A 25993-nucleotide genomic window follows, 5' to 3' on the forward strand; every position below is an offset into this window, starting at 1 on the left:
CAGAAATATGAATTTACATTCGGACAAGGAAGCGTTCAAGGAAATCATCGCACTGGCGGCTGAACATTTCGGCTACGAGCAGTCGCACGTGGAAAAGGATTACTGGGTATCGAAGATACTGCGGGATATTTCCATGTCCGAATATGCGGATAAGACCTACTTCAAAGGCGGAACTTCACTTTCCAAAGCCTACGGGCTGATAGAACGTTTCTCGGAAGATTTGGACTTGTTCGTGTTCACGGGTGATAAAGGTGCGTCCAAGCAGGCAGAAAAGACATTGAACAAGAAACTTTCCAAATACATAGCCGAACTCAATAGTGACATATACAAGGAAGATTTGTCGGAAACGGGCGGTAATTACCGTAAACTGTATTTCTCGTATGACAATGTATTTCAAGGCGTGGGACTGAAAGAACATTTGGAAGTAGAGATAAAATCCTGTGACCTGCCGGACAAAAAACTGATGTTCTACCCGGCGGACAAGCGGGTTATCAAACCGATTGTAACCGCCTTTCTTGAAAGCATCGGGCAAGAGGAACTGATAAGCACCTACGGGCTGGAAAGTTTTGAAACGCAGTGTATCAACCCCCGAAAGACTATCTGCGACAAGGTTTCAAGGCTGGTAAAGCTGTCTTACAATGAGGATGCAGCCGCACTGTTGGCAAAGCATATCCGTGACGTTTACGACTTGTCGGCACTCTACCACAATCAGGAATATAACGATTACCTACATTCGGAAGATTTCTTGGATGCCATGTACCGGGTGACGATAGAGGACGGACTAAATAAAAACTCCCGTTCGCACTTGTCGCTGGCTGATGCACCGATATTCAAGGATGCCGAAGCGGTCATGGCGTTACCCGAAGTGGCTACGGCGTACACTACCGATTTGAAGAAACTGACTTTTGACAAAAGCAAGATGCCGCCGATAGGCAAGGCTGTGGAAGCATTGAAGAACCTGCACGAAATATTAGTGCGTTTTGAAGCCTACCGCACCAAAAAGCAAAATGAAGAACAACCGTAAAGCTACATCGGCTGTTCTTCACTCCATACATTATTATATATAGCTATTCTTCCTCCTTAATCAAGTGGCATAACTCCGGGTCGTTCTTAATCCGGGTTATCTCGTTCTCGACTATCTGCCTGACTTCCTGACGGATGCGGTCATAGTTGGCTTGTATCTCCTCCTGCATCCGGTCGTTGCCGTCCTTGTCGGTGAAGTCGATAATCTGCGGCAACTTCACGTAACGGGCGGTTTCCCGCTTCACCTTTTCATTGTCCACCACGATTTCACAGTGGAAAATCTTCTGCTCTATCCGTTCATCGAAATTGTCCGCTACTGCCCCCACGAACATACCTTGCGTGAGGTTGGATATTTTGCTGGCGGGTATCAGGCTGTCCATTTGGGTGCTTATCGAGGTGGATTTTTCCCGTTGGTTGATTGTCATGCTCTGCCGTTTCTGCAACACCTTTCCGAAACGCTCCGACAGGATTTTCGCCGTTTCACCGACTACCTGACCGCTGAACACGTTACCCACAGTATTTTGGATTACACGGCTTTCCTTGTCCCCATAGTCACGGGTAAGTTGACTGTAATCCTGAAAGCCTAACAGAACCGCAACCTTGTTGCTTCGGGCGGTCGCAATCAGGTTGTCAAGCCCACGAAAATAAATCGTTGGCAGCTCGTCTATTATCACCGAACTTTTAAGCTGACCTTTCTTGTTTATCAGCTTCACGATACGGGAATTATATAATCCCAGTGCTGCCGAGTAGATATTTTGGCGGTCAGGATTGTTGCCGACAACCAGTATTTTAGGCTCTTTCGGGTTGTTGATGTCAAGTGAAAAATCATCACCCGTCATTACCCAGTAAAGGGCGGGTGAAATCATTCTTGAAAGCGGGATTTTCGCACTGGCAATCTGCCCCTGCAACTGCTCTTGAGCGTCTGATTCCCAAGCATCTACGAATGGGGAAAGGTAGTTTTCCAGTTCGGGGTAGCTGCGCAAAATGGTGAATACATCGGCGTATTTCTTATTTAGCAGTTCAATGGCATGGGGGAACGTGCAATACCTGCCGCCTTGATAGATACGGAGATACCAAATTATAGCCGCCAAAAGGATAATCGGACTTTCCACGAAGAAATCGCCCTGCTTGCTTATCCAACTTCGATTGAGGTTAAGCATTATCGTGTAGCTTGCTTCGTAGGCATCCGCAATGTCCGACATGAAGCTGGCATTTATCGGGTTGCATCGGTGGCTCTTGCGTGGGTCGTCAAAATTGATAACGTAAAATTTCGGCTTAACCTTGTAGCCGTCCAAGTGGTTAAGTAAATGATTGTAAGCGATTTCCGAAAGGTCAGGAAACTTATAATCATACAGGTAGAGCGCAAAACCTTTCTCGATTTGCTGTTTTATGTAATTATTTACTACTGCGTATGACTTCCCGCTGCCCGGCGTTCCTAACACGATGCTCGCACGAAAAACGTTTACAACGTTAATATAGCCATTGTTCCACTTCTTCTTATAGTAGAACCGGGTAGGCAGATTTACAGAATACTCGTTCTCGATAAGCCTTGTTTCCTGCTGGAAACTTTCGTTCTCGGTATTAAAGACATCATCCATGAGGTTGTTTTTCAACAACCGGGACATCCACGTACCCGCCATGAGCATACAGATATAGCCCACCGAAAGCGTGGCGATATAAAACACGGCATCCGCCGTATGTGGCAGCGGAAGTTCCAGCAGCCACCAGTTCAGGAAAAACAACACGACACCCGCCGCAAGGCTGCAATGTATCTTCGTCCACGTTATCTTTTCCTCTTTCACGCCCTTAGTGCCGATGCACGACAGGGCGAGGAACACCACCGCAAAAAGTTTTGTCCAAAGAACGGACGAGAACAGCCCGGTGGTGCGCTGGAAGTTCCACAGTATCTTGTCTATCACTTCAAAGGTCACTCCCCATTCTTTCAGGGTGGAGTAACAGAACCAGTACACGTTTATTCCCACGAATAGAATACTGACAGCCCGCATAAAGTCCATGACCCTTGCAAGCCCTCTCAAATCATCCTCTTGCTGCATAATTGTATGTTTTTAAGTTAGTCGATGCGCCTTGTGCGCTTCTTTTTCTTCTTTCTCTTTTGGCGGGCGGTGTCCTGCGGCTCGTCACCGCCTGATGCACCGCCGCCCAGCAAACCGCCGAAAGCACCCAGCACGGAAGCCACGCCCGAAACGATGTCGGCTTTCGGCGTGAAGCCCTGCTGTTCCTGATGCGTGGGCTGGTCTTGCTGCGGTGCTGCCACTTCGGGCTGGTGTATCTTTCCGGTTTCGCCCGAAAAACGTTCGTTGAACACGTTCGCCGAATACTCCTTGCCCAAGCGTGAACCGTTCAGCACCACCCGGCTGTCATGGTCGATGAACGTAACGCCATAGATGCGCCCGCTGTCGTTCTGACGGAATACCACGTCAATGCCCCGCTTCCTTAGCTGCTGTTCCAGTTCCTTGCGGCTGTGGGCGGTCTGCATGGCATTGGCTACAATCTTCCGGGTGCGTTCTTTCAATTTCCCGTTCTTGATTGCTTCGCCCGATTTCTCCATTCTGCGCTGCACCGCTTCATAACCTACCGACTTGCCGATGCGGGAAGCCTTTACCGGGTTGCCTGTCTTTTCGCCCTTGTCGTTCATGGCGGAATAGACAATGCCCTGATAGGGCTTGCCGTTTATCTCGCCTTTGACTTCCTCGGCGCACACGTTGTAAGCGGCAAGCAAAGCCTTATATTCCCCGAACGACTGGAAGCGGTAGCCGTAACAAGCCGCTTTCACGGTGTTGCCGATTTGGTGCTTCACGTCCCCGGCGGCATAGTCCACCTTTTTAAGTTCCGGACGTTCGGCACGTTCCTTCCGCTCTGCCGGGTGCAGCCCGTATTTCTTTTCCAGTTCACGGGTGATTTGCTTGCTGCGCCGATGCTCGAACCTGTCATTCAGCGGTCTGCCGTTCTCGTCCACCCGCAACCCCACGATGTGGATATGGTGGCGGTCGATGTCGGTATGCTTGTACACCAAATAAGGCTGGTCGCCATAGCCCAACTTCCGCATATACTCCCGTGCGATGTCGGAAAGCTGCTGGTCGGTCAGCACGTCTTCCGGGTGCGGGTTTATGGAAATATGAAGTATCGGCTTCTTGGTGGAAAGCTGGACGGGCATCTGCATTTCAAAGCTGCGCATACACTCGCCGATAGAGAAATTCCCGTCCTCGCCCAACAGCATCCGGTTGGAGAAAAGCACCTTTGCTTCCTCGCTGTCCACCTTGTTTTGGTTGTACGCCAGTGCGCCGAACATATTGCCGCCCGTGCTTATTTTGGCAACCATAGTTCCTTGCATTCATTGGTTAATGCAATAACTTGGCGGTTCAGTGCCGCCAGTTCGGTGGTCGCTTTCTCCAGTTTATAGAGAAAAGCCAGTGCCTTTTTCTCGGAAAAATTACTGTGCAACGCCTTTACCACTTGGTTGTAATTGACCGCCACGGCTCTGAATTGTGCATAAAATTCGGTCAGCCGGGCGCAATACTCGACCGCCGATTTGTCCACTTTCACCACCCGGAACGGCTCGCCGAACAACCGGGCGGCGATGAAACGGGACTTGCTCGTAACGCCCGACTGCTCCCATTGCGAGAGGAAGCGGGCATTCTCCCGGTCGTTCAGGTAAAGGACATGGCGATGCTTCGCCGGGTCTGCGAGGGCGGGGCGACCGCCCTTGTTAGGTTTTCTTGTTTCCATGCTTCTTTGGATTAAAAAATTACGACTTCGGAGTGATTTTTACCCCCGCAAGGGGCAAGGCGTTTTCAGGCACGGAAAACGGTTCTATGTGCCATAGAACACACCTTGCTATTTTCTGACGAAAATCGAAATCCGTCACGGACGGATTGGGGTTAGCGTGAAGCGGTAAACCCTGCCGTTCACCAGCCCGGTTTTACACCTGCGCCCCCGGCGGTTCGTTACTCCGCTGCAAAGTAACGGTGATTTATAATGCTGTAAAATAGGCAGTTGGTGGACAAATCGGGACAGCACAGGACAAATCGGGACAAGGTTTTCAGGGGACGTTTTTTCTCCCTTTTTTTGCATCGGATTTCAAGATTGAAAGCAAGATTGAAAGAAATATTCCAATCAGGAAAGAATGATTGAAAGCATGATTTCAAGAAAGCATGATTGCATTATTTCAATATTCCAAGAAAGCATGAAAGCAGGAAAACAAGATTGAAATAAAACAGTCTTTCAATATTTCAAGATTGCAATATGGAAACAAAGAAAGCTATATGGCTGGATTGATTGAAAGCAATAAATAAATCTATCAACCAATAATGAACGAAAGCAATATGGAAAACGAGAAAACACCCCTTTATGTCGCCTTTTCCACCCAAAAGGGCGGGGTCGGCAAAACAACCTTTACCGTGCTGGCGGCGAGTTACCTCTACTATCTCAAAGGCTACGATGTGGCGGTGGTCGATTGCGACTACCCGCAACACTCCATTGCCGGAATGCGAAAGCGGGATGCCGAGCAGGTCGGGGCTGATGAAGATTACAAGCGCATGGCGTATGAACAGTTTACCCGGCTGGGGAAGAAAGCCTACCCGGTACTGTGCAGTTCACCCGAAAAGGCGATTGCAACGGCTGACGAACATATAGCCGCCGGACACGTGCTGGATATTGTCTTTTTCGACCTGCCCGGCACGGTGAACAGCGAGGGCGTGATAAACTCCCTTGCGGGCATGGACTACATCTTCACCCCCATTTCCGCCGACAAGGTGGTGCTGGAAAGCAGCCTGTCGTTCGCAATGGCTATCCAAAAACTACTGGTGAGGAATGAAGCCTGCCGACTTGCCGGGCTGTACCTCTTTTGGAATATGGTGGACGGGCGGGAGAAAACAGACCTTTACACCGCCTACGACAAGACGATTAAGGAACTGGAACTGCCACTGATGAAAACCTTTATCCCCGATACCAAACGCTACAAAAAGGAACTGGTGGCGGATAAAAAGGCGGTGTTCCGCTCCACGCTCTTTCCCGCCAGCCGCCCGCTGGTAAGGGGAAGCAACTTGGAAGAACTGATAACCGAAATAGTGTACTACATCAAATTAAAATGATATGGCAAAGCAAAGCGGCGGGATGCTGGAAAATTTAAAGTCGATTGACCCACTATTATACTCTAAATTGACCCATCAAAAAAATATTAGATTTAAATAAAGAAAAATGCATTTTAACCCGGGTCATTTTCAATTATAATAATCTACAATATATACTATTTCTTTTTAGCATTAATCTTTCTTACAGAATCCCCGGTAAGTTCAATCTTGTGTGCTGTATGTACAATTCTGTCCAGGATTGCGTCAGCTACTGTAGGATCACCAATTGCATCATACCAGCTTTCGACAGGAAGTTGTGATGTTATTATGATTGATTTTAATCCGTGTCTGTCTTCTATTATTTCCATAAGGATTGACCTTTCCCTGGCATCCAGTCCTATAAGAAACAGATCGTCAAGAATCAGCAGTTGACACTTTTCTATTTTTTTCATCTCAGATTCTATAGTGCCCTTGTTTTTGGCAATTTTAAGCTGTCCCATAAGCTTTGACGCATTTGAATACAAAGTCTTTATTCCATTCTTACATGCCTCATATCCTATGGCTGAAGCTATATAGCTTTTACCTGTACCGGAGCTTCCCGTGATGAAAACATTCTGTCCGTCTCTTATAAAATCAAGAGATGCAAGTCTCTCAAGCTGGTTACGGTCAAGGTTACGTTTTATGGTATAGTCTATTTTTTCCATATATGCCTTATATCTGAAGTTTGCAGACTTTATCAGTCTCTCAATGCTTACATTGCGTCTGTAATCATATTCGCTTTCAAGAAGCCATTTAAGAAACTCATCGTTTGTCATACCATCAGAGGATGTGGTCCTGCAGTCATTTCTATATGTTTCAAGCATGCCGTAAAAACGTAACTTGGAGAGTAGTTCCATTATTCTGTCCATATTTTTTCCGACAGTTCTGCTTGTTTTATTATTACTTGTCATTTTTATCCATGTTTTTAGAGTTAAAATAATCCTTGCCTCTGAGATTTCTGTGTTTGGGGGTAAGTTCGGGAGCCTGTCCCTCCATCTGTACATGATACTTCTCATCTTCCCTGTTTACCAGAATACTTTCAAGTTCGTTGTACCCGAACATACCGAATTCCATTGCCACCTGGCATGAAAGAACCACCCTGTCATGTCCGAAACGCTCCACAAGACTTAATATACCATCGGCTGAACGTACGGCCTGGACCGGATATTTCTTGGCAACGGCCACACGCTTTATGTACTCTTCCAATACCGGATCAATTTCACATGCCTTGCGGTATATATCATCCATTCTGATTCTGTATTCATGTAGCACTCCCGAAAGTTTGTGGGACGGTTTTTCTGAATAAGTGAAAGGTGTATCATCCCTGCGATGTGTCGTTATGTGTCTGAACTTATGATATATCTCCACTGTGTCCCCATCATACAGTAATTCTACAGTATCGCCGATATACTCTTTAGGAACACTGTAATAGTGATTGTTAAGCGATACATAACTGTTTCTCATGACAGTTGCCGTTTTCCGGCTTTTTGATATAAATTTTGTTGCCGGCAATGTATGCAGCCTGTCTTTCTCGACTTCGAGGAAACGTTCCCGACGGCTGTAGTTGCGATTGTACATCTTTCGGCTGTTCAACGCATCCGTATGCTTCATTATTTCTATGTTCAAGGCTTCAAGATCATTGAATTTCAATCCCGTCATCTTTGAATACACCTCCCTGTAGAGCAGTCTTACAGCATTCTCAACCAGAGCTTTGTCTTTAGGCTTTCGTACTCTTGCCGGGAAGACAACACATCCATAATGGTCTGCAAATGCAGCAAAGTCGTCATTGATTACAGGTTCAACACCTCCAGGCTTTGTTACGGCTGATTTCAGGTTGTCTGGAACTATGGCATTGGGGACACCTCCAAAATAATGGAAAGCATTTTCACATGCCTGGATAAGGTGTTCTTTCTTTTGTGATGGTACAGCCTCGTAATAAGTAATCTGGCTGCATGGAAGTATAGCGGCAAATACTTCTACGGGAACCTTATTGCCTGTTTTTTCGTATGAGAGATAAAGTTTGTCGCCGGCAAAATCCACATACATCTGATCACCGGCTATATGATCTATGCGTCCAACAGGAATCTTTACTTCCCTTTCTCGTCTGATATATAAACAAAAAGAACAGTAGCTGTAACCTTGTGGACGATTTTTAAGATATTCCTCATACAAAGACCTTCTTGTTGTCCCACGGACCTTAAGTCGTTTCATGTAATCAGGTATACGTTCTTGAAGATACTTATACTCTGCAGAGCCAGACGATTCTTTGTCAGTCTCCGTACCGAAAAGCTCATGCAGATGCTGCTCGTCCATTTTCAACAGACGCTCAAGTTCTATACCCATATCTTCGTATATACGGATATAACGTTTGACTGTATTACGTGAAACAAGGAGAGAAGAACTGATACCGCGGATACTCATTCCTGACTGATAACACCGCAGTATGTGCTTGATTCTTATTTTCATTCTTTAAAATTTTATTCAGTTAATAATACCGGGTTAAAATGCTTTGTAAAGTACGAAAACAAGACTGAAATATGGTAATTATACAGGGGCAATTTTTATTATAATCACAGCGGATCAGTTTCGGTTATAAAGGTGGGTCAGAAGACTTTTATAATAGTGGGTCAATCGACTTTAAATTTTCCAATAGGTAACGATTTAGTAACGAAACTTTGTCTTTTACCGTACTTTTGAAGTCTTGGAAGCCGGACTTTCGGGCAATAAAAAAAGCCACAAATCATTGATTTGTAGCTTTTTGTCCGCTTACTGACCATTTCTGTCCAGTAAGTTCAGCGGAGAGACAGGGATTCGAACCCCGGGTACCTCGCAGTACAACGGTTTTCAAGACCGCCGCAATCGACCACTCTGCCACCTCTCCAAAACTTCCTTTTCAGAAGTGCTTTTCGTTAAAAGCGGTGCAAAGGTACGAACTTTTTTTAAACATGCAAGAGTTTCCACGAAAAAAATTCGAAAAGATTTCCTAAGGATAGCAATATCTAGGTATTTTATGTTGAAAAGCATAAAATAGAGCATATTTATGCCGATTATATGAAAAATGATTGTAACTTTGTGCGCTCTAAAGAAAAGGACAACTACAACCTCTAATTTTATCATTTTATGGAATTAAATAAAATCTTTAAAGATGGTCTTTGGAGCAGCGAAATCAATGTCAGGGATTTCGTAAGTCATAACATTACTCCGTACTACGGAGATGCCTCTTTCCTCGAAGGGCCTACCGAACGCACAAAAGCCGTATGGAACCGCTGCCTCGAAGCACTGGCAGAAGAAAGAGCAAACAATGGCGTCCGCTCTCTTGACAATGTTACCGTATCTACCATCACTTCCCACAAAGCCGGATATATCGACAAGGAAAACGAACTGATTGTCGGTCTGCAAACAGACGAACTGCTGAAACGTGCTATCAAGCCTTTCGGCGGTATCAACGTAGTGAGCAAGGCTTGCCACGAAAACGGTGTGGAAGTGGACGACCGCGTAAAAGATATATTCACTCACTACCGCAAGACGCACAACGATGGCGTATTCGACGTATATACCGAAGAAATCCGCTCGTTCCGCTCACTGGGATTCCTTACCGGACTTCCCGACAACTATGCCCGCGGACGTATCATCGGCGACTACCGCCGTATGGCTCTTTATGGTATCGACCGACTGATTGAAGCCAAGAAAGAAGACTTGCGCAACCTTACCGGCCCGATGACCGAAGCCCGCATCCGCCTGCGAGAAGAAGTGGCAGAGCAAATCAAGGCTTTGAAGGAAATGAAGGTAATGGGCGAATACTACGGACTCGACTTGAGCCGTCCTGCCTACACTGCACAAGAAGCAGTACAATGGGTATACATGGCTTACCTTGCTGCCGTAAAAGAACAAGACGGTGCTGCCATGTCACTGGGCAATGTCTCCTCGTTCCTCGACATTTATATGGAATATGAATTGAGCAAAGGAACTATCACAGAATCATTCGCACAGGAGTTGATCGACCAGTTTGTCATCAAACTACGTATGGTGCGCCACCTACGTATGCAATCTTACAACGACATCTTTGCCGGCGACCCGACATGGGTAACCGAATCTCTGGGCGGACGCCTCAACGACGGACGCACAAAGGTAACAAAGACTTCTTTCCGCTTCCTGCAAACACTGTACAACCTCGGTCCTTCACCGGAACCGAACCTGACGGTACTATGGAGCCCGGAACTGCCAGAAGGTTTCAAAGAATTCTGCGCAAAGGTATCTATCGATACTTCTTCCATCCAATACGAGAATGACGACCTGATGCGCGAAGTGCGCCAATCGGACGACTACGGAATCGCCTGCTGTGTATCTTACCAGGAAATCGGAAAACAAATCCAGTTCTTCGGCGCACGTTGCAACCTAGCTAAAGCCCTGCTGCTTGCCATCAACGGCGGACGTTGCGAAAACACAGGCACGGTCATGGTGAAAAACATCCCCGTACTGACCAGCGACACGCTGAACTTCGAAGAAGTAATGAGCAACTACAAGAAGGTATTGATTGAAATCGCCCGTGTCTACAACGAAGCGATGAACATCATCCACTATATGCACGATAAGTATTACTACGAAAAGGCACAGATGGCTCTCGTAGATACCAACCCGCGCATCAACCTTGCTTACGGTGTAGCCGGACTTTCCATTGCGCTTGATTCACTGTCAGCTATCAAATATGCGAAAGTTACCGCCCGCCGCAACGACATCGGTCTGACGGAAGGTTTCGACATCGAAGGCGAATTCCCTTGCTTCGGAAATGACAATGACAAGGTAGACCACCTGGGTGTTGACCTGGTATATTTCTTCAGCGAAGAATTGAAGAAGCTCCCGATTTACAAGAATGCCCGTCCTACCCTTTCATTGCTGACAATCACTTCTAACGTGATGTACGGTAAGAAGACCGGAGCCACTCCCGACGGACGTGCCAAAGGCGTTGCCTTCGCTCCGGGTGCCAACCCGATGCACGGACGCGACAAGAACGGTGCTATCGCCTCTCTGAGCTCCGTAGCGAAACTTCGTTACCGTGACTCACAGGACGGTATCAGCAACACTTTCTCCATCGTTCCGAAATCACTGGGAGCTACCACAGAAGACCGCATAGAGAACTTGGTCACTATGATGGACGGCTACTTCACCAAAGGTGCTCACCACTTGAACGTAAACGTTCTGAACCGTGACATGCTTTATGACGCAATGGAACATCCTGAGAAATATCCGCAGCTTACAATCCGCGTTTCTGGTTATGCCGTAAACTTCGTGAAGTTGAGCCGCGAACACCAACTGGAAGTTATCAGCCGTAGCTTCCACGAACGTATGTAATCTATCTACTCTATATGACGATAAACGTACATTCATACGAAAGTATGGGAACATTCGACGGGCCGGGCTTACGGCTCGTCGTTTTTCTTCAAGGTTGCAATTTCCGCTGCCTGTATTGCGCCAACCCCGACACAATAGCCGGAAAAGGAGGCACACCTACCCCACCGGAAGAAATCGTCCGTATGGCTATGAGCCAACGTCCTTTTTTCGGGAAACGCGGCGGAATCACTTTTTCAGGCGGAGAACCTACGTTTCAAGCGAAAGCGCTAGTCCCGCTGGTTCGCGAGCTAAAAGAGAAAGGGATTCATGTCTGCATAGACAGCAACGGCGGCATCTGGAATGAAGATGTGGAAGAGCTTTTCAAACTGACCGACCTCGTATTGCTTGATATCAAAGAGTTCAACCCTGCCCGCCATCAGACACTGACCGGAAGAAGCAACGAACAGACCATCCGCACAGCGGCATGGCTCGAAGAAAACGAGAAACCTTTCTGGCTGCGTTATGTATTAGTACCCGGATACAGCGATTTTGAAGAGGATATCCGCCAACTGGGGGCAGCTTTGGGAAAGTACAAAATGATTCAACGGGTAGAAATCCTGCCTTACCATACGCTGGGCGTACATAAATACGAAGCCATGGAACAGGAATATAAGCTGAAAGACGTAAAAGAAAATACCCCCGAACAACTTGAAAAAGCTGCGGGAGTATTCAAAGAGTATTTTGCTACTGTGGTGGTCAATTAACCGCCACAGTAATAATAGATAAAAGACAACATACATCATGACAAATGTTTTTTATCCGACAGACTATAAACCGTATCCAATAATAAGTTCACAAAACTGCATTCAGCCTTCAGTTTCATTCCCCGTTTGAAACACTTTGTTTCTCGGTGTGAAACGAAGTGTTTCACTGCTTGAAACGAATTGTTTCACACCGAGAAACGGATAGTTTCACTGGAAGAAACAATTTTTGAAACTACAAGAAACAATTTTTGAAACTACATTATTCAATTCAGAGTACAAAAAAGCCATTCCAAAGAAGCGGGCTCCGGAATGGCTCTATTTTATATTATACTCAATGAACGATTAAACTACTTTATATTCACCAATATTACGTTCTTCAGCATTAAAAGAAACTCCCACTTTTACTAGCTCACGCCCGTCTGTCCGGTAAGGTAGCAAATAGCCTTTTTCATCTATTTGTTTCAGAGCTTCGTCTACTGTTCCTTCCAGTTTAAACTCAAAAACATAAATGCGGTCTTTTGTTTTCACCACGGCATCGGCACGACCTTTCGCGCTACGGACTTCTGCATCTACATATTGTCCCATCAACTTAAAGACAAGATAGAAAATAACCTGATAATGACGTTCAGTCTTTGTGTTCAATTCGTAGGGAATGTCAGCAAAGAATGATTTCATACGTTCCATAAAGGAATGAACGTCGCCCGACTGAAGTTCACGGACAAACTTAACAGCATTAAAATCTGTTTCATCAGAAGATATGGGGGTATAATAGGGTATCAGGAATTTAAGGAAACCATATTTTACCTCATCATTCGGAAAACCCAGCGTATATAGGTTCAATGATTTATCAAAGTTTTTAATGGTCAGATAACCACTTTGGTAAATCATCGGAAGGGGATTTTTGGTCTCTGCACGGTATTCGGCAAATCCTGAACTTCCTACTTCCAAGCCATCTATCAGCAAACGTAAATCATAATCGCTTTGCTTCAGCAGGTCTACAAGATAGGTAGGAGTACCAGTCTGAAACCAGTAATTATCAAACATTAATCCATCAAAGACATTGAGTACACTGAAGGGATTAAATAGCCCTTCTTCGCTGTATGTAAAGTGATAGCCATCATACATCGCTGTCATTTTATCGACTGTATCTTCAAAGGACATCTCCTGCACTTCTGCCAACCGCTCCAACTCGGGAGTAAATGTGGATACTAATTCTTTTTTAGTAATACCACAGATATTGGCGTATGGAATCTTCATGCTAATATCATTCAGTTGATTCAAATCACTAAACACACTTACTTGGGCAAATTTTGTGACTCCTGTCAAGAATATAAACCGGAGATAGCGGTCGGAACTTTTCAGTACACCATAAAAGGCTTTCAGAATACGACGGTATTCATCCAACAGGTTCTCATCTAAAAGGGCTTGCAGCAAAGGTTTATCATACTCATCAACCAATACCACAACTCCTTTTCCAGTTTTCAGGTAGGCTTGCTCAATGATATAACTAAAACGTTCTTCAGGACTACGGTCTTTCTTCTCATCACCATATACGGCTTCCCATTTCTCCAAATACTGGTTTAGCATGGCGACCAAATCTGCCGCCGTCTCATATTTCTTCGCATTCAAATCAAGATGCAGAACCGGATATTGCTCCCATTTCGTCTCTAACTTTTCAATTGCCAAGCCTTCAAAAAGGTCTTTACGACCCTGAAAGTAGGCATCAAAAGTGGAAATTAGCAGACTTTTGCCAAAACGACGAGGACGACTAAGGAAATAAGGCTTTCCCGTATTTATTATTTGCCACAAAATAGCCGTTTTATCTACATAAAGGAAACCGCCCTTACGTATATTTTCAAATGTCTGTATCCCTATCGGCAATTTACGTTCCAATGTATTCATTGCATCTTCAAATTAGTGTACCACAAATATAGATGTTATTCGATGAATAAACAAAAATACTCTATGAAAGTTCCACTTATTTCTCTTTCAAAACAATCACCGAACCGAGCACTTTCACTTCCAAATCGCCTACCTGCACTATAAAAGTAATTCGCATTAATAAGTCAAGCGGATACCAGCCTGTATATTGAAATTGAACGGATTCTCCTTACGTATGGTCTGAATATCCGAACCGTCATCAAAATAATAAGCAACACCCGGTTCTACATAGATACCGACACGTTTCGTTACATTCAACTGCGCACCTACTGCACCGGATACCGAGAATTGCAAGGGTTTCACTGTTTCCTTTTCAGAACCGAGCTTTCCATAGACGCATTTCTCAACCATACCGCCACCGGATACATAAAGAGTAACGAGTTTCCTGTCAAGGAAGTTCCAGTTAGCACGCAACGGGATACCGATATAATGGAGTTTCTGTTCTATCTGCTGGTCATTATCAGCCAGTTTGGCATCCGAGGAAAGCAGCGTATAAGTCAAACCGGACTCTAGGGAAAAACCGTTGCCTAAAGCTTTACGAACGGATAATCCAAAAGAGATAGGCTGATGGTGTTTAATATCAACTACCTGTTTTGCCTGACGCAAGTAAGGTACTCCATCTTCAAAAACCAACGTCTGGTCATTAGGAATCTGCATCAAACCATTTGAAACAGAAAGCATACTGACACGAGACATATAGGGATACGCACTCGAGCCAACTTCTGAAGAAGCACCGCCCGAATTTCCTACCCCAAGCCCCATCGACCAGGTTCCTTTCCGAGAAGATTGCTTTTCTGCCGGGATATGGTATTTGTCTCTGCCGGAAGGACGTCGTGGTCTGTTGTTTACCGGACGTTCCGTTTCTTTCGGTTGAGCTTGAGCGGCATTTGTTTCTTCTCTCAGTTTTACCTCATCTACGGCTTTTCCGGGTTCGTTTTCTTCAATTACAGATTCCGGTTTTTCTTTCACTATGGGTTCATCATCTACCAGTGTTTTATGTTCCGGGACATTCCGGTGTGCTTTCGCCAACCGGTCTTCACGGGTAACAGGCCGCAGGACAGGTTCGACGGAAGTGCCTTGCATGTCCGGTTGTTGCACGCCCGGCAAAGCATCGGGCGTGGTAGCTAATGCCGGTGTCTGTATATGACGCATTTCATCTGCCGCAGGTGTCCCCAGGAAATACAGGCTTACTGACGAGACGATAGCCAGCAATATAACAGCCGCAGCAGCCATCATCCATTTTCGATAAGGATATATCTTCTTCTCCACAGAGGGCATAAGCTCTTTCTCCAGTTGTTCCCAACCGGAAACAGGTGTCGGCTCGGAATAATCCGCGAGCTTCTCCTTCAACTTATTCATCCACAATTCTTTCTCTTCCATCTCTATCTATCCATTATTCATTATCCATTCTTTTACTCTTTTTGCCAATACCGTCTTCGCCCGAAACAGTTGCGAAGCCGAAGATTTCTCATTAATACCTAATACCTGGGCGATTTCTTTGTGTGATTTGTCCTCGAAAGTATAAAGGTTAAACACTGTACGATACCCCGCCGGCAGTTCTTCGATAAACTGCATCAACACTTTTTGGGGTATCGCTTCCACATCGGAAGCATCCGGCTCTTCATATTCTTCGGACAACTCTTCCAATGACGCTGCCTGATTGATTACATCATTCTTCCGGAGATACTGCAAAGCAATGTTGACTACCACGCGCTCCATCCAGGCCCGCAAAGAACCTTCACCGCGCCAGGTGAACTTGTCGAAAGAGTCGAATATCTTTATAAAACTGTCGTGAAGCAGATCCTGAGCCGTATCACGGTCGCCGGCATAGCGCAGACAGATGCCAAGCATACGCCCCGCATACTGCTCATACAGTTCCTTGCGGGCTCGGTTGTTTCCTTGCCTGCATTGCTCCGACAACTCTAATTCTTCCATTCTCTTATACACGTGTTTAACTTATAAATGCAGCAAAGATAGAAATACTGCATAGAGAGAACAACTCTTTTAGCACTTTTGTTTCTTTAACAGATACAGATGCAATATTTTGGGTTCTTACGCATTTTTTGAGTACAAAGCAGTATTATTAATCAAACTAAAACCTATTTTATATATGAAGAAATTGAAATTCATTGCCTTTATCTTTGCTATTATGACCACAATGCCGATTCTCCAGTCTTGCCTGGACGACGATAACAGTCCGTCCGACCTACTGGTTATCAGCACAATAAATATGATGAGCCTGGATAGCAAGGAGTTTTATTTCACCTTGGATGATGGAAAGAAGATGTATCCAAGCAATGGAGAAGGATGGAGCAACGCGGATTTTGTGGATGGCCAGCGAGCCTTTGTCATGTTCAACAAACTGGAAGAACCGGTAGGCGGATATGACTATAATGTTCAGGTAAAACAGATAAAAGAAATCCTGACCAAAGACATTGTCACTATGGATGAGGAAGAAAACAATGAGGAGAAAATCGGAAACGATAAGATTAACGCTACTTATATGTGGATTAACAAGGATAAGAAATATCTGACTATCGAATTCCAATATTATGGTACGCATAGCGAAGATAAGAAACATTTCCTGAATCTGGTTATCAATAATCTCACCCCGGCTCCTACCGCAGATGAGGAGAGTGAAGAGGATGAATTTATCAACCTGGAATTCCGCCACAACAGTGAAGGGGATTATCCTCAGACTTTAGGCGAAGGGTATGTATCTTTCAAGCTGGACGAAATCAAGAACCAGATGGAAGGAAAGAAGGGACTAAGAATCCGTGTCAATACCCTATATAGCGGAATAAAAACATATGAAGTGAAATTTCCCTAATCTGCTAATCGAAACATGAAAGACACTCTTTTTTAATATTATATATTAATTACACAAAAGAGGGCGGTAGTTGTGAAACTCCCGCCCTTCTCACTTTTAATACTACATGCCGGATTGACAGATGTACCAATGATGGGAATACAAAAATGAATGTGAACACTGCTTCGGCAATAAATGCTTGCAGCATTTCTCCTTCATCAAAGCAAAAAGAATAATTTTTCAAAAACAAATAATTTACACCAGAAATCAAAGTCTATATGTATAATTATGACTAACTTTGCGGCATTTTTCGAATATAGAAAATTACACCGAATGAAAAAAGGACTTTTTTATGCCATATTGGCCTCTGTTTTATGGGCTATAGTCAATCCGTTTATCAAACAAGGACTGAGCTACGATTTTACTCCGATGAACTTTGCCGGAATCCGTTTTACTACCGTGGGGATTATTCTTTTCGCATATACCTGGCACAAAGGTATGTGGAAGGAGATACGCCAGCACAGCAGGTTATTCTTGAACTTGATTCTTGTCAATATGTTTATGGGATATACGGCTTTTTACTTCGGTGTGGATTTTGTAAGTGGTGCCATTTCGTCTATTATCATGGGGATGACTCCGCTTATCAATGTGCTTCTAGCGCATTTGCTTGCTAGCAATGACAGGCTGAATGTTCATAAAATAATCAGTCTTGTGGTCAGCCTTATCGGTCTGTTCCTTATCATAGGAATGGGAAGTGACGGTGCGCCGCTCGATTGGAAAGGAATCACCGGTATTGTGTTGTTGCTGCTCAGTATTATTTTTCAAGGGTATTCCGCTATCTCCGTTTCGGAAGATAAGGGAAAGGTAAATCCTATTTTTCTGAATGCCGTGCAGATGTTCTTCGGCGGTCTACTTATATATATGATAGGGCTGGGCACGGAAGGTTATCATTCTTTTATCGGAAAACCAGGCGGTTTCTATATCAGTCTCGGTATTTTGGTGTTTATTTCTGTCTTTGCCTTTAGCTTTTGGTTTATTGCTTTGCAAAGCAAGGGTGCAAAGGTCAGCGATATAAATATGTGCCGATTGATTAATCCGATTCTTGGCGCAGTATTGAGTTGGATCATGCTTCCGGACGAGCATCCGACATTCAGCACGGTGGCTGGAATGATTATTATCGTCAGCTCCCTGATTATTTATTTCAAAGGAGCTGAGATAAAACAATGGTTTAAGAAGAAAACAGCTAAAGCAAACTAAATTATTGCGGAACCCGAGTTATAGCAGACCGAAATTGAATTATAGCAGACATTGAATGGACTGCAAGGTCAGCATTTCTTTAGGCACTGCTGCTTTTATTTCTTCTTTCAATACGCAGAGCAGGCTGTGACGCACGAAATCCCTGCTCGTAGTCAGTACAACCTGGCGCGTTGGACGTGGGATGGCAAATGGACGTACCAGTTTCCGTTGTTCTTCTGTCAACTGGGATACTGCCAGTTCGGGAATAAAAGTTATTCCCTTCCCGCTTTCTACCATGCGCATAAAGGTCTCCATGCTTCCCAGACGATACGCCATCTGACTCATTTTTACTGCTTCCATCTGACAGAAGCGGACAAGTTGGTCACGGAAGCAATGTCCCTCGTCCAGCAACCAAAGGCGTTCGCCGGTTATATCGGAAGTACGGATAACATCATGTTTGAAAGAGGGTTCTTTCTTAGACACGTAGGCGTAAAATTGTTCGTAGAACAGTGTTTCTTCCGTAAGGAAAGTATCTTCCAGTTTGCTGGCTATAATCCCTGCATCCAAATCTCCACTATGCAATGCTTGCTGAATATCCTGAGTTTTCATTTCCGTTACACGAATATCCAGTTCGGGATATTTCTCCATCAGTTGCGGAAAGAAGCGGGGAAGCAGATAAGGAGCAATGGTCGGTAATACCCCTAAACGGAATATACCGGATAGTGATTGCTTTTCTTCACTGATGATTTCTTTTACCTGGGCTGCTCGTGCTAGAATCACACGAGCCTGGTCTATCACTTTCTGTCCGATAGCTGTCGGACAAACAGGCTGTACAGTCCGGTCAAACAGTTTCACTCCTAGTTCATCTTCCAATTTCTGAATCATGGCACTCAATGTGGGTTGTGTCACCCGGCAATACTCGGCTGCACGGGCGAAGTGCCGGAACTGGTCAACAGCCAATATATATTCTAATTGTTGTATAGTCATCTATCAAATTGTTTGATGTTATAGATTGTCTCTATGCAAAGATAGAGATTTTCAGTTTGACAGCAAGCACTTTTCATCATCTATCAGCTATCTGATTGGCGAAAAACGCAAGGTTCTGTCTATCGCTTCACAAGCTGGAGACGAAGTGACTGTTTCGATGATGAGTGATTATCTGAAAGAACAAGACTGAATTAAAAACACTCTTCAAAAAGTTTCTGCATTTGAGGATATTTATCATCAGTATCTTCAGCCTCCATACGCAATTTTATCATCTCCTTTTTCATTTGTTTAATGATAGGAGCATATTCCTTCTCATCATACACATTACGATCCTCTTTCGGATCTTTCTGTAAATCATAAAAGTCCCACACGGGTGCAGTAGGAGTCTCCTGTCCATCCGTCATATCCAATGGTTCGCCATAATAGAAAATAAGTTTATAACGTTCATTACGAATTCCCATATGAGCAGGACGAATTGTATGATGTGTCCAATAACGATAATAAAAACTACGCCGCCAATCAGTGGGCGTTTCTCCGCAAAGATTGTCAACAAAACTGCGTCCTTGCATCTCCTTAGTAATCTTAACACCTGCAAATTGCGCTAAAGTCGGAGCAAAATCAACATTCAGTATCAAGTCTTTCACTCGTTTTCCCGCAGGGATTTTTCCCGGGTAACTAATTACAAATGGCATACGGGCTGCCTCTTCATAAAACATACGTTTATCAAAAAAACCATGTTCACCAAGAAAATATCCTTGATCAGAGACATATATGACAATCGTGTTGTCGGCTATTCCCATGTCATCCAATGCTTTCAAGAGCTTCCCTATATTATCATCAACTGTTGCACCGCAACGTAAATAGTCTTTAATATATTTTTGATATATCATTTTACGGGCTACTGTACGTTGCATTCCTTTCGTAGAAAACGGCAGCCCCGGATAACGGCACCACCATCTATCCGGATCGGCAGAAGCTTCTTCCCAACGTCTTCCGATTTCTTCCAAGTTCTGCCCGACAAACCCTCTCCCATTAGTTTCAGGTCCCCAGTCCATCAGATTTTCCGGTTCAGGGAAAACCACTCCATCATACAAATGTTCCATTCTGATTGGATAATCATACGGTTCATGGGTAGCTTTAAAATGACAACACATCAGAAATGGTTGTTTTCCCTCCCTGTTTTTCATCCAATCAATTGCCTTTTGCGTCACAATATCAGTCGAGAATCCCTGAATACATTCACCAAAATTACGATTACCGGGCCAAGGGTCAGAACTATTAATAAAGAGAGGATCACGATATACACCTTGATCATGAAAAATAGAATAATAATCAAATCCTTGTGGCTGAGACTTTAAATGCCATTTACCGACCAAGGCTGTCTGATATCCCTCCTGTTGCAATATTGTAGCAAATGTAGGTAACGAAGTATCCAACGAATCAGCTAGTGTATATACCCCATTCTTATGACTATATGCTCCTGTAAGAATGGAAGCGCGACTGGGAGATGAAATAGAATTGGTACAGAAACAATTATCCAACACTACTCCTTCGGAAGCCAAACGCCGAATATTCGGATTATAAACATAGTCAGATAATATACCACCATAAATTCCCCATGCTTGTGATGTATGGTCATCACTTAAGATAAAAAGAATATTAGGACGTTCATTACCTGTTATCTCTATATTCTTTTGTGCACACATTTTTTCATTTGAATAAGTAGCTAATATTCCAAACAAAGCTACTGAGAACATTCTGCTCATAGTATCATTCTAATAAATATTACTCTCGCTACAAAATGTCTGTAGCGAGAGTAAATCTTAAATAACCTTTATACCTTAGACAACCTTTTTACTGTATACCCAATCTGAAATCTCCCACTTGCAATGCACTGTTTGGATTCAATACCCATCCGGTAAATTCTACCTTCACGTATCGGTATTCAGATTCTTTAACAGGCAATAATTGTGCTGTTTCAATATTAGTGTGATCAAGGACAATTTTCTCTTCGATTACCTTATAATCAACATTGTCATTACTTCCCAACACACGGATATAACGTAAATGCACCCCAGTCACACCTGTATTTCCAAAGCGATTTTTCCATTCAATTACATTAAACGACTTCGGGTCTTTCATATCTACTACAAAATAAAGCAGATGATCTGTAGGAGTAGCACAGTCACCATAATCCTTACCCGGCTTTATCAGTGACAAGAAAGTCTCTCCTTTACCGTCAAGAATATCCTCCGGTTTTCCTGTTTCACCATCCGGAGCATAGTTAGTTCCTACTGTTTCGTAGAAAATTGAAGTATCTACCGTCCAACTATCCCGACAGTACCAAGGTACAGTTGTTATATTAAGTTCAGCTTTAACTCCGCTATTATCATTGGCAGCTATCTCGATAACTGCTGTGCCTTGAGCCAAGACCTTGAGTATACCCTCCTCTAACGAAACAACATCTTCTCCATCTTTTATACTATATGACAAGGTTTTATCAGTTGCTCCTTCCGGAAGTACGGAAACATTAGCATTCAGGTCATAAACAGCCCCCAATTCTAAAGTTAACCCATCGGTATCACCGGGAATCACAATATCAGTAACCTTAGCGGTTACAAAAATGTTACACGTTTTCTGCAACTGTATTACATTATACTTATCTACCATCCAAATGCTAAGTTCAGCTTCGCCACTGGCTACGCTAGTGATTACACCATCCATGTCTACAGTAAAAATCCTCTCGTTGCCAGAACGGAATCTGAAAGAGAACTCTTCTATATCACCTGCATTTTCAGGAATCCCATTAAATTGTAAAGTCGTAGAAGCACCGATTTCATCAAACACAATCACTCCCTCTTCATTCATTAATTCACAGTTGACAGTGAAATCTGTAAACGGATTTTCGGTAATATCCGTGTAAACTGTCTCTTCATCGTCACCACAAGCAACACATAAAGCCACAGTAGCAAATATGAAATATAATAATAGTTTCTTCATACTTTATTATTTTAGTTACATAGTTAATAACTATCTATTATTCAGGACAACGTACTCCCTCAATCCAATTGAACGACATATTAATATCCCATCCGTTACCCGTCCAGTCTTTAATAACTTTACCTCCACCTTCATTAAATTTCCAGTAAGCTACCATATCCGGATAGTTATCAGGAGAAACATAACACATATTATTCTGAAGTTCGTTCTGTGACAGCGCTTTCTTCCATACACGAGCTTCACTGATATATCCGTTCAACAGACGACTGTTCAACGACCCACCGATACAGAATCTGCGTTTATCGGAGTTTCCACACAGATTGATAGGGCCACGCGGAGCATCTACTTGACCGTCCAATTCACCATTTACATACAACTTAATTGTAGAGCCATCGTACACTACAGCAACATGATACCACTTGTTGGTTTCAAACTCCGTCTTACCTGTCACAGGATATCCGCCACCAGCCAATTGTATCTGGTTCGGCTTAATATTCACATCACCAAAGCGTAACAAGAAGTTTTCTTCCAAACCCATCACAGTACTGATATACGGGTCTCTTTCTGCAAACTTAGTAACCATCACACGCGCTTCCATGGTAACTTGTGGTACATTTTCCAATGAGGGTTCATTCACAAAACCAATAGGCATATTTTTACTCTGTGCTGCGCTGACAACCATCACTTGGTTTAGTACAAGGTAAATGGTACGTGATGATTCCAGTACGGGCATTCCCCCGGATACATCAGTAATAGTCAGAGGTACACAATATGTGGTTCCCGGCTCCAAATTAGATACTCTCAGCAAAGAAAAAATCAACTGTTCCGAGATATTCTCTCCCAATTTCAAGACCACCTTATCTGTAGAGAGCATAAAATCCTTTTCCGGAACTATTTTATATTCTTTCCCATACTGTTTGTTGTAGGCTTCCAATTTTTCCGGAGCAACTTTGATTCTAATGACCTGCTCCTCCATCACTTGGCATGATGCAGAAACGGTTAAACCAATTTCTGCAGGACCGTCTATCGTATACTTAAAAGTTGGTGAATTTTCCGTACCGGTAAAGTATAACGCATCTTCTAATGATTCAGCATTGGTGCATGCACCCAGTATGCTTATTAAAAATATTGCAAATAATAAATATTTCGTCTTCATATTTCTTACAGTTTAGACATTAGTTCTTTGCGGGATTCATTATCTGAATAGCCTCACGAAGATATTTGTATTCAACATCGGTATGATTATACTCAAATTCCATATGATAAGTCCCCACACCACCTTTGCGGCGCACTTCTCCATCTCGGGTGGGCTGCCAGCGAGCCATACCAAGCAAAGAAGGAATAGTTCCCAATTCAGGATCAGAATAATTAATACCTCCTGTAGACCAATAGCTTTCAAAATTTTCCGTAACAATAAATTTCTCAGGAGCAAGTGCCGGATTAACCTCATTAAATCTAGTTTGCAAAGATGAAGGTGCCCCTGTAGCATACGCCTGTGCAATAGCATAGTCGGCATACTGCCAGCCCTCTTCTGTGATATATTTCACGTGTCCGTCCACACAAATCAGTTTATCCTCTCCCAGGTTCTTGCGCATTTCTCTCAACAAAGCAGTCATATTATCTTTATTGTAGAACAAGTCACCTCCACTACATTCATGGTCAAAATCAACTCCATCATATCCATACTTAAAGATACTGTCAGCCACAGCCTTTGCCACAGCGGGAATATTTTCAGCCTTATTCTCAAAATTGCCAGGGAAGTTACTCATGTTATGTGAGAAAATAGTAAATGTCACACGAGTACCATACACTTCTTGCACATAGCGCAAATCATCAATTTGCTCTGGTGTCAAACTGTGCCATGTCCCCCAAATGGAAACCATATCCACACTATCAGGAATATTACGCAAATATTTAGATGGAGAAGTTCCGCTTGCTTTCCAGCCTCCAAACCAGCCAAAAGCCAGTTGATGGTCACTCTTCTTATAAGCTCTCAGATTTTCATAGTACTGATTATCCTTTTCTACAGGTACCTGAATAGGAATGTTTTCTATCTCTGTATCACAAGCTATAACAACCGTTGCCAATACGAAAAGGCCAAAGATTCTGTTTATTATTTTATTCATAATAATCAATTTAAATACTTGATGAATTATTTTTTATCCCACCATAATTTCACTTTTCCGTAGTCAGTACCATTCAGATATTCTGATACAGCTTTTTCCACTTCTACTGTATTAGTATCATATTCTGTTGACGGATACGGAATACGACGAGGTCCCGAAGCATCGACCTGTCCGCTACTCTTATTAAAATAAATAGTAAACCGCTTAGGATAACCGGTACGGCGGCACTCGCTCCAGGCTTCCTGTCCTTCAGGATACATAGCAAGCCACTTCTGGGTGATGATACGTTCAAGCTTTATTTCCGTATTGTCACTTTCATTCCAAGCGACAGTAATGGTTGACACAGGATTCATCACAGTACCTATTGTACCAGATGGCGCGGTAAATTTAACAGGTTTAAAATCGTCTCCCCTCGTCAAATAATCACTCATGGCAACTCCCCACTGTTCAAATGATTTTGCGATACCTGCCTCATACAATTCCTTCACCTCACCACCCATATTCCATCCACGAAGTTTTCCTTCCGCACGCAAGAAGTAGACTTCCGCTGCACACATCCATTGAACAGGTGACTCTGCTAAAATATTCGGAGCAGACAGTTTTGCATAATTGTCTTTATTTGATGCTATTTGGGGAGCCGATAAACGAGCACCATGATACTTGTCACCATTTACCTCATATTCTGATTCCTGAAAATATTTAGAAAGACGAGGATCGTTATAGCCTTTCAAAAATGATTCAATATCCGCTCCCATACGTACGTCACTATAATTACTCCAGCAAACTTTCAACGGATGAAATACAGAAAGACCGTTTGCTGATTGCAGCTGGGCATTGTCCGCATTCTCAAGAATCACACCAGCCGCAACAGCTTCTTCTGCTAAATGCTGGGCAGTCTTTCCATTTACCTCAAAGCCTTCTACATAACAGGTACGCATAGCCAGACGCAATTTCAGAGAATTAGCAAACTTCAGCCATTTGACAAAATCACCTCCGTATACCAAATCGTATTTAGCTAACGGTTTACTGCCTGGATAATTGGTTGTATACTGTTGAAGTTCTACGATAGCCTCGTCCAAATCTATGAAAAAGGATTTATAAATATCTTCCTGCGAATCATATGGAGTTTCCAAACCGCCATGTCCAAACTGTAAGTATGGCAAAGGACCGTATATATCTGTCACACGATGCATGGCTGTTACTTTCAGAATTTGTGCTACAGCATATGCTTCAGGAAACTTTTCCTGTCCATTGTCACGAATCTGTTTCCAAGCAGGCGTCACTTTAGTGAATGCTACATCAAAAGCCACATCATTCCATTTATCATAGCGTAAGTTATAACTACAAGCTGAAGAATTGCCCCATGTGCCAATAGGAGTCATATAATCGGAATGCATATCTCCGCAAAGATTTTGCGCACGTTGATACTCATTAGCATCCACATCACTGGTAGGTATCACATCCAACTGCATAGTAGGGAAAAAATTACCGATTTTCATCAGTCCTGTCAACATCTCTTCAGGAACTTCAGAAGGATTGGTATTCCATTCTTTATAATTATCAGTACATGAAACGCTAAATGTAACGATTCCCAATGCACATACAATATTTTTAATTTTACTTAGTTTTTTCATTGTATCATTCCTTTAG

General features: G+C 43.5%; 20 protein-coding genes, 1 tRNA gene and 1 pseudogene. 7 read left to right on the forward strand and 15 right to left on the reverse strand.

Annotated elements, in window-relative coordinates; translation table 11 throughout:
- Nucleotides 1-7 precede the first annotated feature (7 nt).
- Nucleotides 8-1024, forward strand: coding sequence for a nucleotidyl transferase AbiEii/AbiGii toxin family protein (locus CLIN57ABFB40_RS09665; RefSeq protein WP_117749022.1), 1017 nt, complete (start codon nucleotides 8-10; stop codon nucleotides 1022-1024).
- Nucleotides 1025-1067: 43 nt separating this feature from the next.
- Here the strand turns inward: CLIN57ABFB40_RS09665 and mobC are convergent, their stop codons facing one another.
- Genes mobC through mobA form a run of 3 tightly spaced genes read right to left on the reverse strand, consistent with a single transcriptional unit; the run spans nucleotide 1068 to nucleotide 4770 of the window.
- Nucleotides 1068-3077 (reverse strand): conjugal transfer protein MobC, encoded by a 2010-nt coding sequence (mobC, locus tag CLIN57ABFB40_RS09670; RefSeq protein ID WP_175629877.1) that lies wholly within the window; start codon nucleotides 3075-3077, stop codon nucleotides 1068-1070.
- 17 nt (nucleotides 3078-3094) lie between these two features.
- Entirely contained in the window at nucleotides 3095-4363 is a 1269-nt protein-coding gene (gene mobB, locus CLIN57ABFB40_RS09675) for a conjugal transfer protein MobB (RefSeq protein WP_175629878.1), read from the reverse strand.
- A complete protein-coding gene (gene mobA, locus CLIN57ABFB40_RS09680) occupies nucleotides 4348-4770 on the reverse strand; it encodes a conjugal transfer protein MobA (RefSeq protein ID WP_117749019.1) in 423 nt (140 codons plus the stop codon). The genes mobB and mobA overlap by 16 nt, the downstream gene beginning before the upstream one ends.
- Before the next feature lie 581 nt (nucleotides 4771-5351).
- Between mobA and CLIN57ABFB40_RS09685 the strand changes: the two genes are divergently transcribed.
- Nucleotides 5352-6134: a ParA family protein gene (locus CLIN57ABFB40_RS09685; RefSeq protein WP_175629879.1), complete on the forward strand. Its 783-nt coding sequence runs from the start codon at nucleotides 5352-5354 to the stop codon at nucleotides 6132-6134.
- Nucleotides 6135-6289: 155 nt separating this feature from the next.
- On the opposite strand, the gene istB is transcribed toward CLIN57ABFB40_RS09685, so the two are convergent.
- The 3 genes from istB to CLIN57ABFB40_RS09700 all read right to left on the reverse strand — a co-directional run bounded on the left by istB (nucleotide 6290) and on the right by CLIN57ABFB40_RS09700 (nucleotide 9033).
- Entirely contained in the window at nucleotides 6290-7063 is a 774-nt protein-coding gene (gene istB, locus CLIN57ABFB40_RS09690) for an IS21-like element helper ATPase IstB (protein WP_065539093.1), read from the reverse strand.
- The gene (gene istA / locus CLIN57ABFB40_RS09695; RefSeq protein WP_175628403.1) at nucleotides 7053-8618 is read right to left on the reverse strand and encodes an IS21 family transposase; all 1566 of its coding nucleotides are present in this window, start codon (nucleotides 8616-8618) and stop codon (nucleotides 7053-7055) included. Before istA ends, istB begins: the two co-directional genes overlap by 11 nt.
- 330 nt (nucleotides 8619-8948) lie before the next feature.
- Nucleotides 8949-9033 (reverse strand) — tRNA-Ser (locus CLIN57ABFB40_RS09700).
- A gap of 239 nt (nucleotides 9034-9272) precedes the next feature.
- On the opposite strand from CLIN57ABFB40_RS09700, the gene pflB reads away from it, so the two are divergent.
- Together pflB and pflA are read left to right on the forward strand one after the other, a co-directional pair.
- Nucleotides 9273-11501, forward strand: coding sequence for a formate C-acetyltransferase (gene pflB / locus CLIN57ABFB40_RS09705; protein WP_175629880.1), 2229 nt, complete (start codon nucleotides 9273-9275; stop codon nucleotides 11499-11501).
- 14 nt (nucleotides 11502-11515) lie between these two features.
- Entirely contained in the window at nucleotides 11516-12244 is a 729-nt protein-coding gene (gene pflA / locus CLIN57ABFB40_RS09710; protein WP_175629881.1) for a pyruvate formate-lyase-activating protein, read from the forward strand.
- Nucleotides 12245-12586: 342 nt separating this feature from the next.
- Here pflA and CLIN57ABFB40_RS09715 read toward each other — a convergent pair whose 3' ends face one another.
- The 3 genes from CLIN57ABFB40_RS09715 to CLIN57ABFB40_RS09725 all read right to left on the reverse strand — a co-directional run bounded on the left by CLIN57ABFB40_RS09715 (nucleotide 12587) and on the right by CLIN57ABFB40_RS09725 (nucleotide 16120).
- Nucleotides 12587-14146, reverse strand: a complete 1560-nt coding sequence (locus CLIN57ABFB40_RS09715; protein ID WP_175629882.1) for an ATP-binding protein — start codon at nucleotides 14144-14146, stop codon at nucleotides 12587-12589.
- Nucleotides 14147-14302: 156 nt separating this feature from the next.
- Nucleotides 14303-15565, reverse strand: a complete 1263-nt coding sequence (locus tag CLIN57ABFB40_RS09720; RefSeq protein ID WP_175629883.1) for an outer membrane beta-barrel protein — start codon at nucleotides 15563-15565, stop codon at nucleotides 14303-14305.
- Between the two features lie 6 nt (nucleotides 15566-15571).
- Nucleotides 15572-16120 (reverse strand): RNA polymerase sigma factor, encoded by a 549-nt coding sequence (locus CLIN57ABFB40_RS09725; RefSeq protein WP_175629884.1) that lies wholly within the window; start codon nucleotides 16118-16120, stop codon nucleotides 15572-15574.
- A 175-nt stretch (nucleotides 16121-16295) separates the two neighbouring features.
- Between CLIN57ABFB40_RS09725 and CLIN57ABFB40_RS09730 the strand changes: the two genes are divergently transcribed.
- Together CLIN57ABFB40_RS09730 and CLIN57ABFB40_RS09740 are read left to right on the forward strand one after the other, a co-directional pair.
- The gene (locus CLIN57ABFB40_RS09730; RefSeq protein ID WP_175629885.1) at nucleotides 16296-17015 is read left to right on the forward strand and encodes a NigD-like protein; all 720 of its coding nucleotides are present in this window, start codon (nucleotides 16296-16298) and stop codon (nucleotides 17013-17015) included.
- Between the two features lie 312 nt (nucleotides 17016-17327).
- Nucleotides 17328-18251 (forward strand): DMT family transporter, encoded by a 924-nt coding sequence (locus tag CLIN57ABFB40_RS09740; protein ID WP_175629886.1) that lies wholly within the window; start codon nucleotides 17328-17330, stop codon nucleotides 18249-18251.
- A 39-nt stretch (nucleotides 18252-18290) separates the two neighbouring features.
- Here CLIN57ABFB40_RS09740 and CLIN57ABFB40_RS09745 read toward each other — a convergent pair whose 3' ends face one another.
- Nucleotides 18291-19217, reverse strand: a complete 927-nt coding sequence (locus CLIN57ABFB40_RS09745) for a hydrogen peroxide-inducible genes activator (RefSeq protein ID WP_175629887.1) — start codon at nucleotides 19215-19217, stop codon at nucleotides 18291-18293.
- Nucleotides 19218-19296: 79 nt separating this feature from the next.
- On the opposite strand from CLIN57ABFB40_RS09745, the pseudogene CLIN57ABFB40_RS09750 reads away from it, so the two are divergent.
- Nucleotides 19297-19407: pseudogene (locus CLIN57ABFB40_RS09750) on the forward strand (DNA starvation/stationary phase protection protein); the annotation flags it as partial.
- A gap of 1 nt (nucleotide 19408) precedes the next feature.
- Here CLIN57ABFB40_RS09750 and CLIN57ABFB40_RS09755 read toward each other — a convergent pair.
- The 5 genes from CLIN57ABFB40_RS09755 to CLIN57ABFB40_RS09775 all read right to left on the reverse strand — a co-directional run bounded on the left by CLIN57ABFB40_RS09755 (nucleotide 19409) and on the right by CLIN57ABFB40_RS09775 (nucleotide 25977).
- Nucleotides 19409-20923, reverse strand: a complete 1515-nt coding sequence (locus tag CLIN57ABFB40_RS09755) for a sulfatase (RefSeq protein WP_254871759.1) — start codon at nucleotides 20921-20923, stop codon at nucleotides 19409-19411.
- Between the two features lie 148 nt (nucleotides 20924-21071).
- A complete protein-coding gene (locus tag CLIN57ABFB40_RS09760) occupies nucleotides 21072-22217 on the reverse strand; it encodes a discoidin domain-containing protein (RefSeq protein WP_175629888.1) in 1146 nt (381 codons plus the stop codon).
- A 37-nt stretch (nucleotides 22218-22254) separates the two neighbouring features.
- Entirely contained in the window at nucleotides 22255-23373 is a 1119-nt protein-coding gene (locus tag CLIN57ABFB40_RS09765) for a DUF1735 and LamG domain-containing protein (protein WP_175629889.1), read from the reverse strand.
- A 19-nt stretch (nucleotides 23374-23392) separates the two neighbouring features.
- Nucleotides 23393-24343 (reverse strand): glycoside hydrolase family 18, encoded by a 951-nt coding sequence (locus tag CLIN57ABFB40_RS09770; RefSeq protein WP_175629890.1) that lies wholly within the window; start codon nucleotides 24341-24343, stop codon nucleotides 23393-23395.
- A 26-nt stretch (nucleotides 24344-24369) separates the two neighbouring features.
- Nucleotides 24370-25977 (reverse strand): RagB/SusD family nutrient uptake outer membrane protein, encoded by a 1608-nt coding sequence (locus CLIN57ABFB40_RS09775; RefSeq protein WP_175629891.1) that lies wholly within the window; start codon nucleotides 25975-25977, stop codon nucleotides 24370-24372.
- Nucleotides 25978-25993: the final 16 nt, after the last annotated feature.

The organism is Bacteroides acidifaciens, from assembly GCF_903181435.1.
GTDB lineage: Bacteria > Bacteroidota > Bacteroidia > Bacteroidales > Bacteroidaceae > Bacteroides.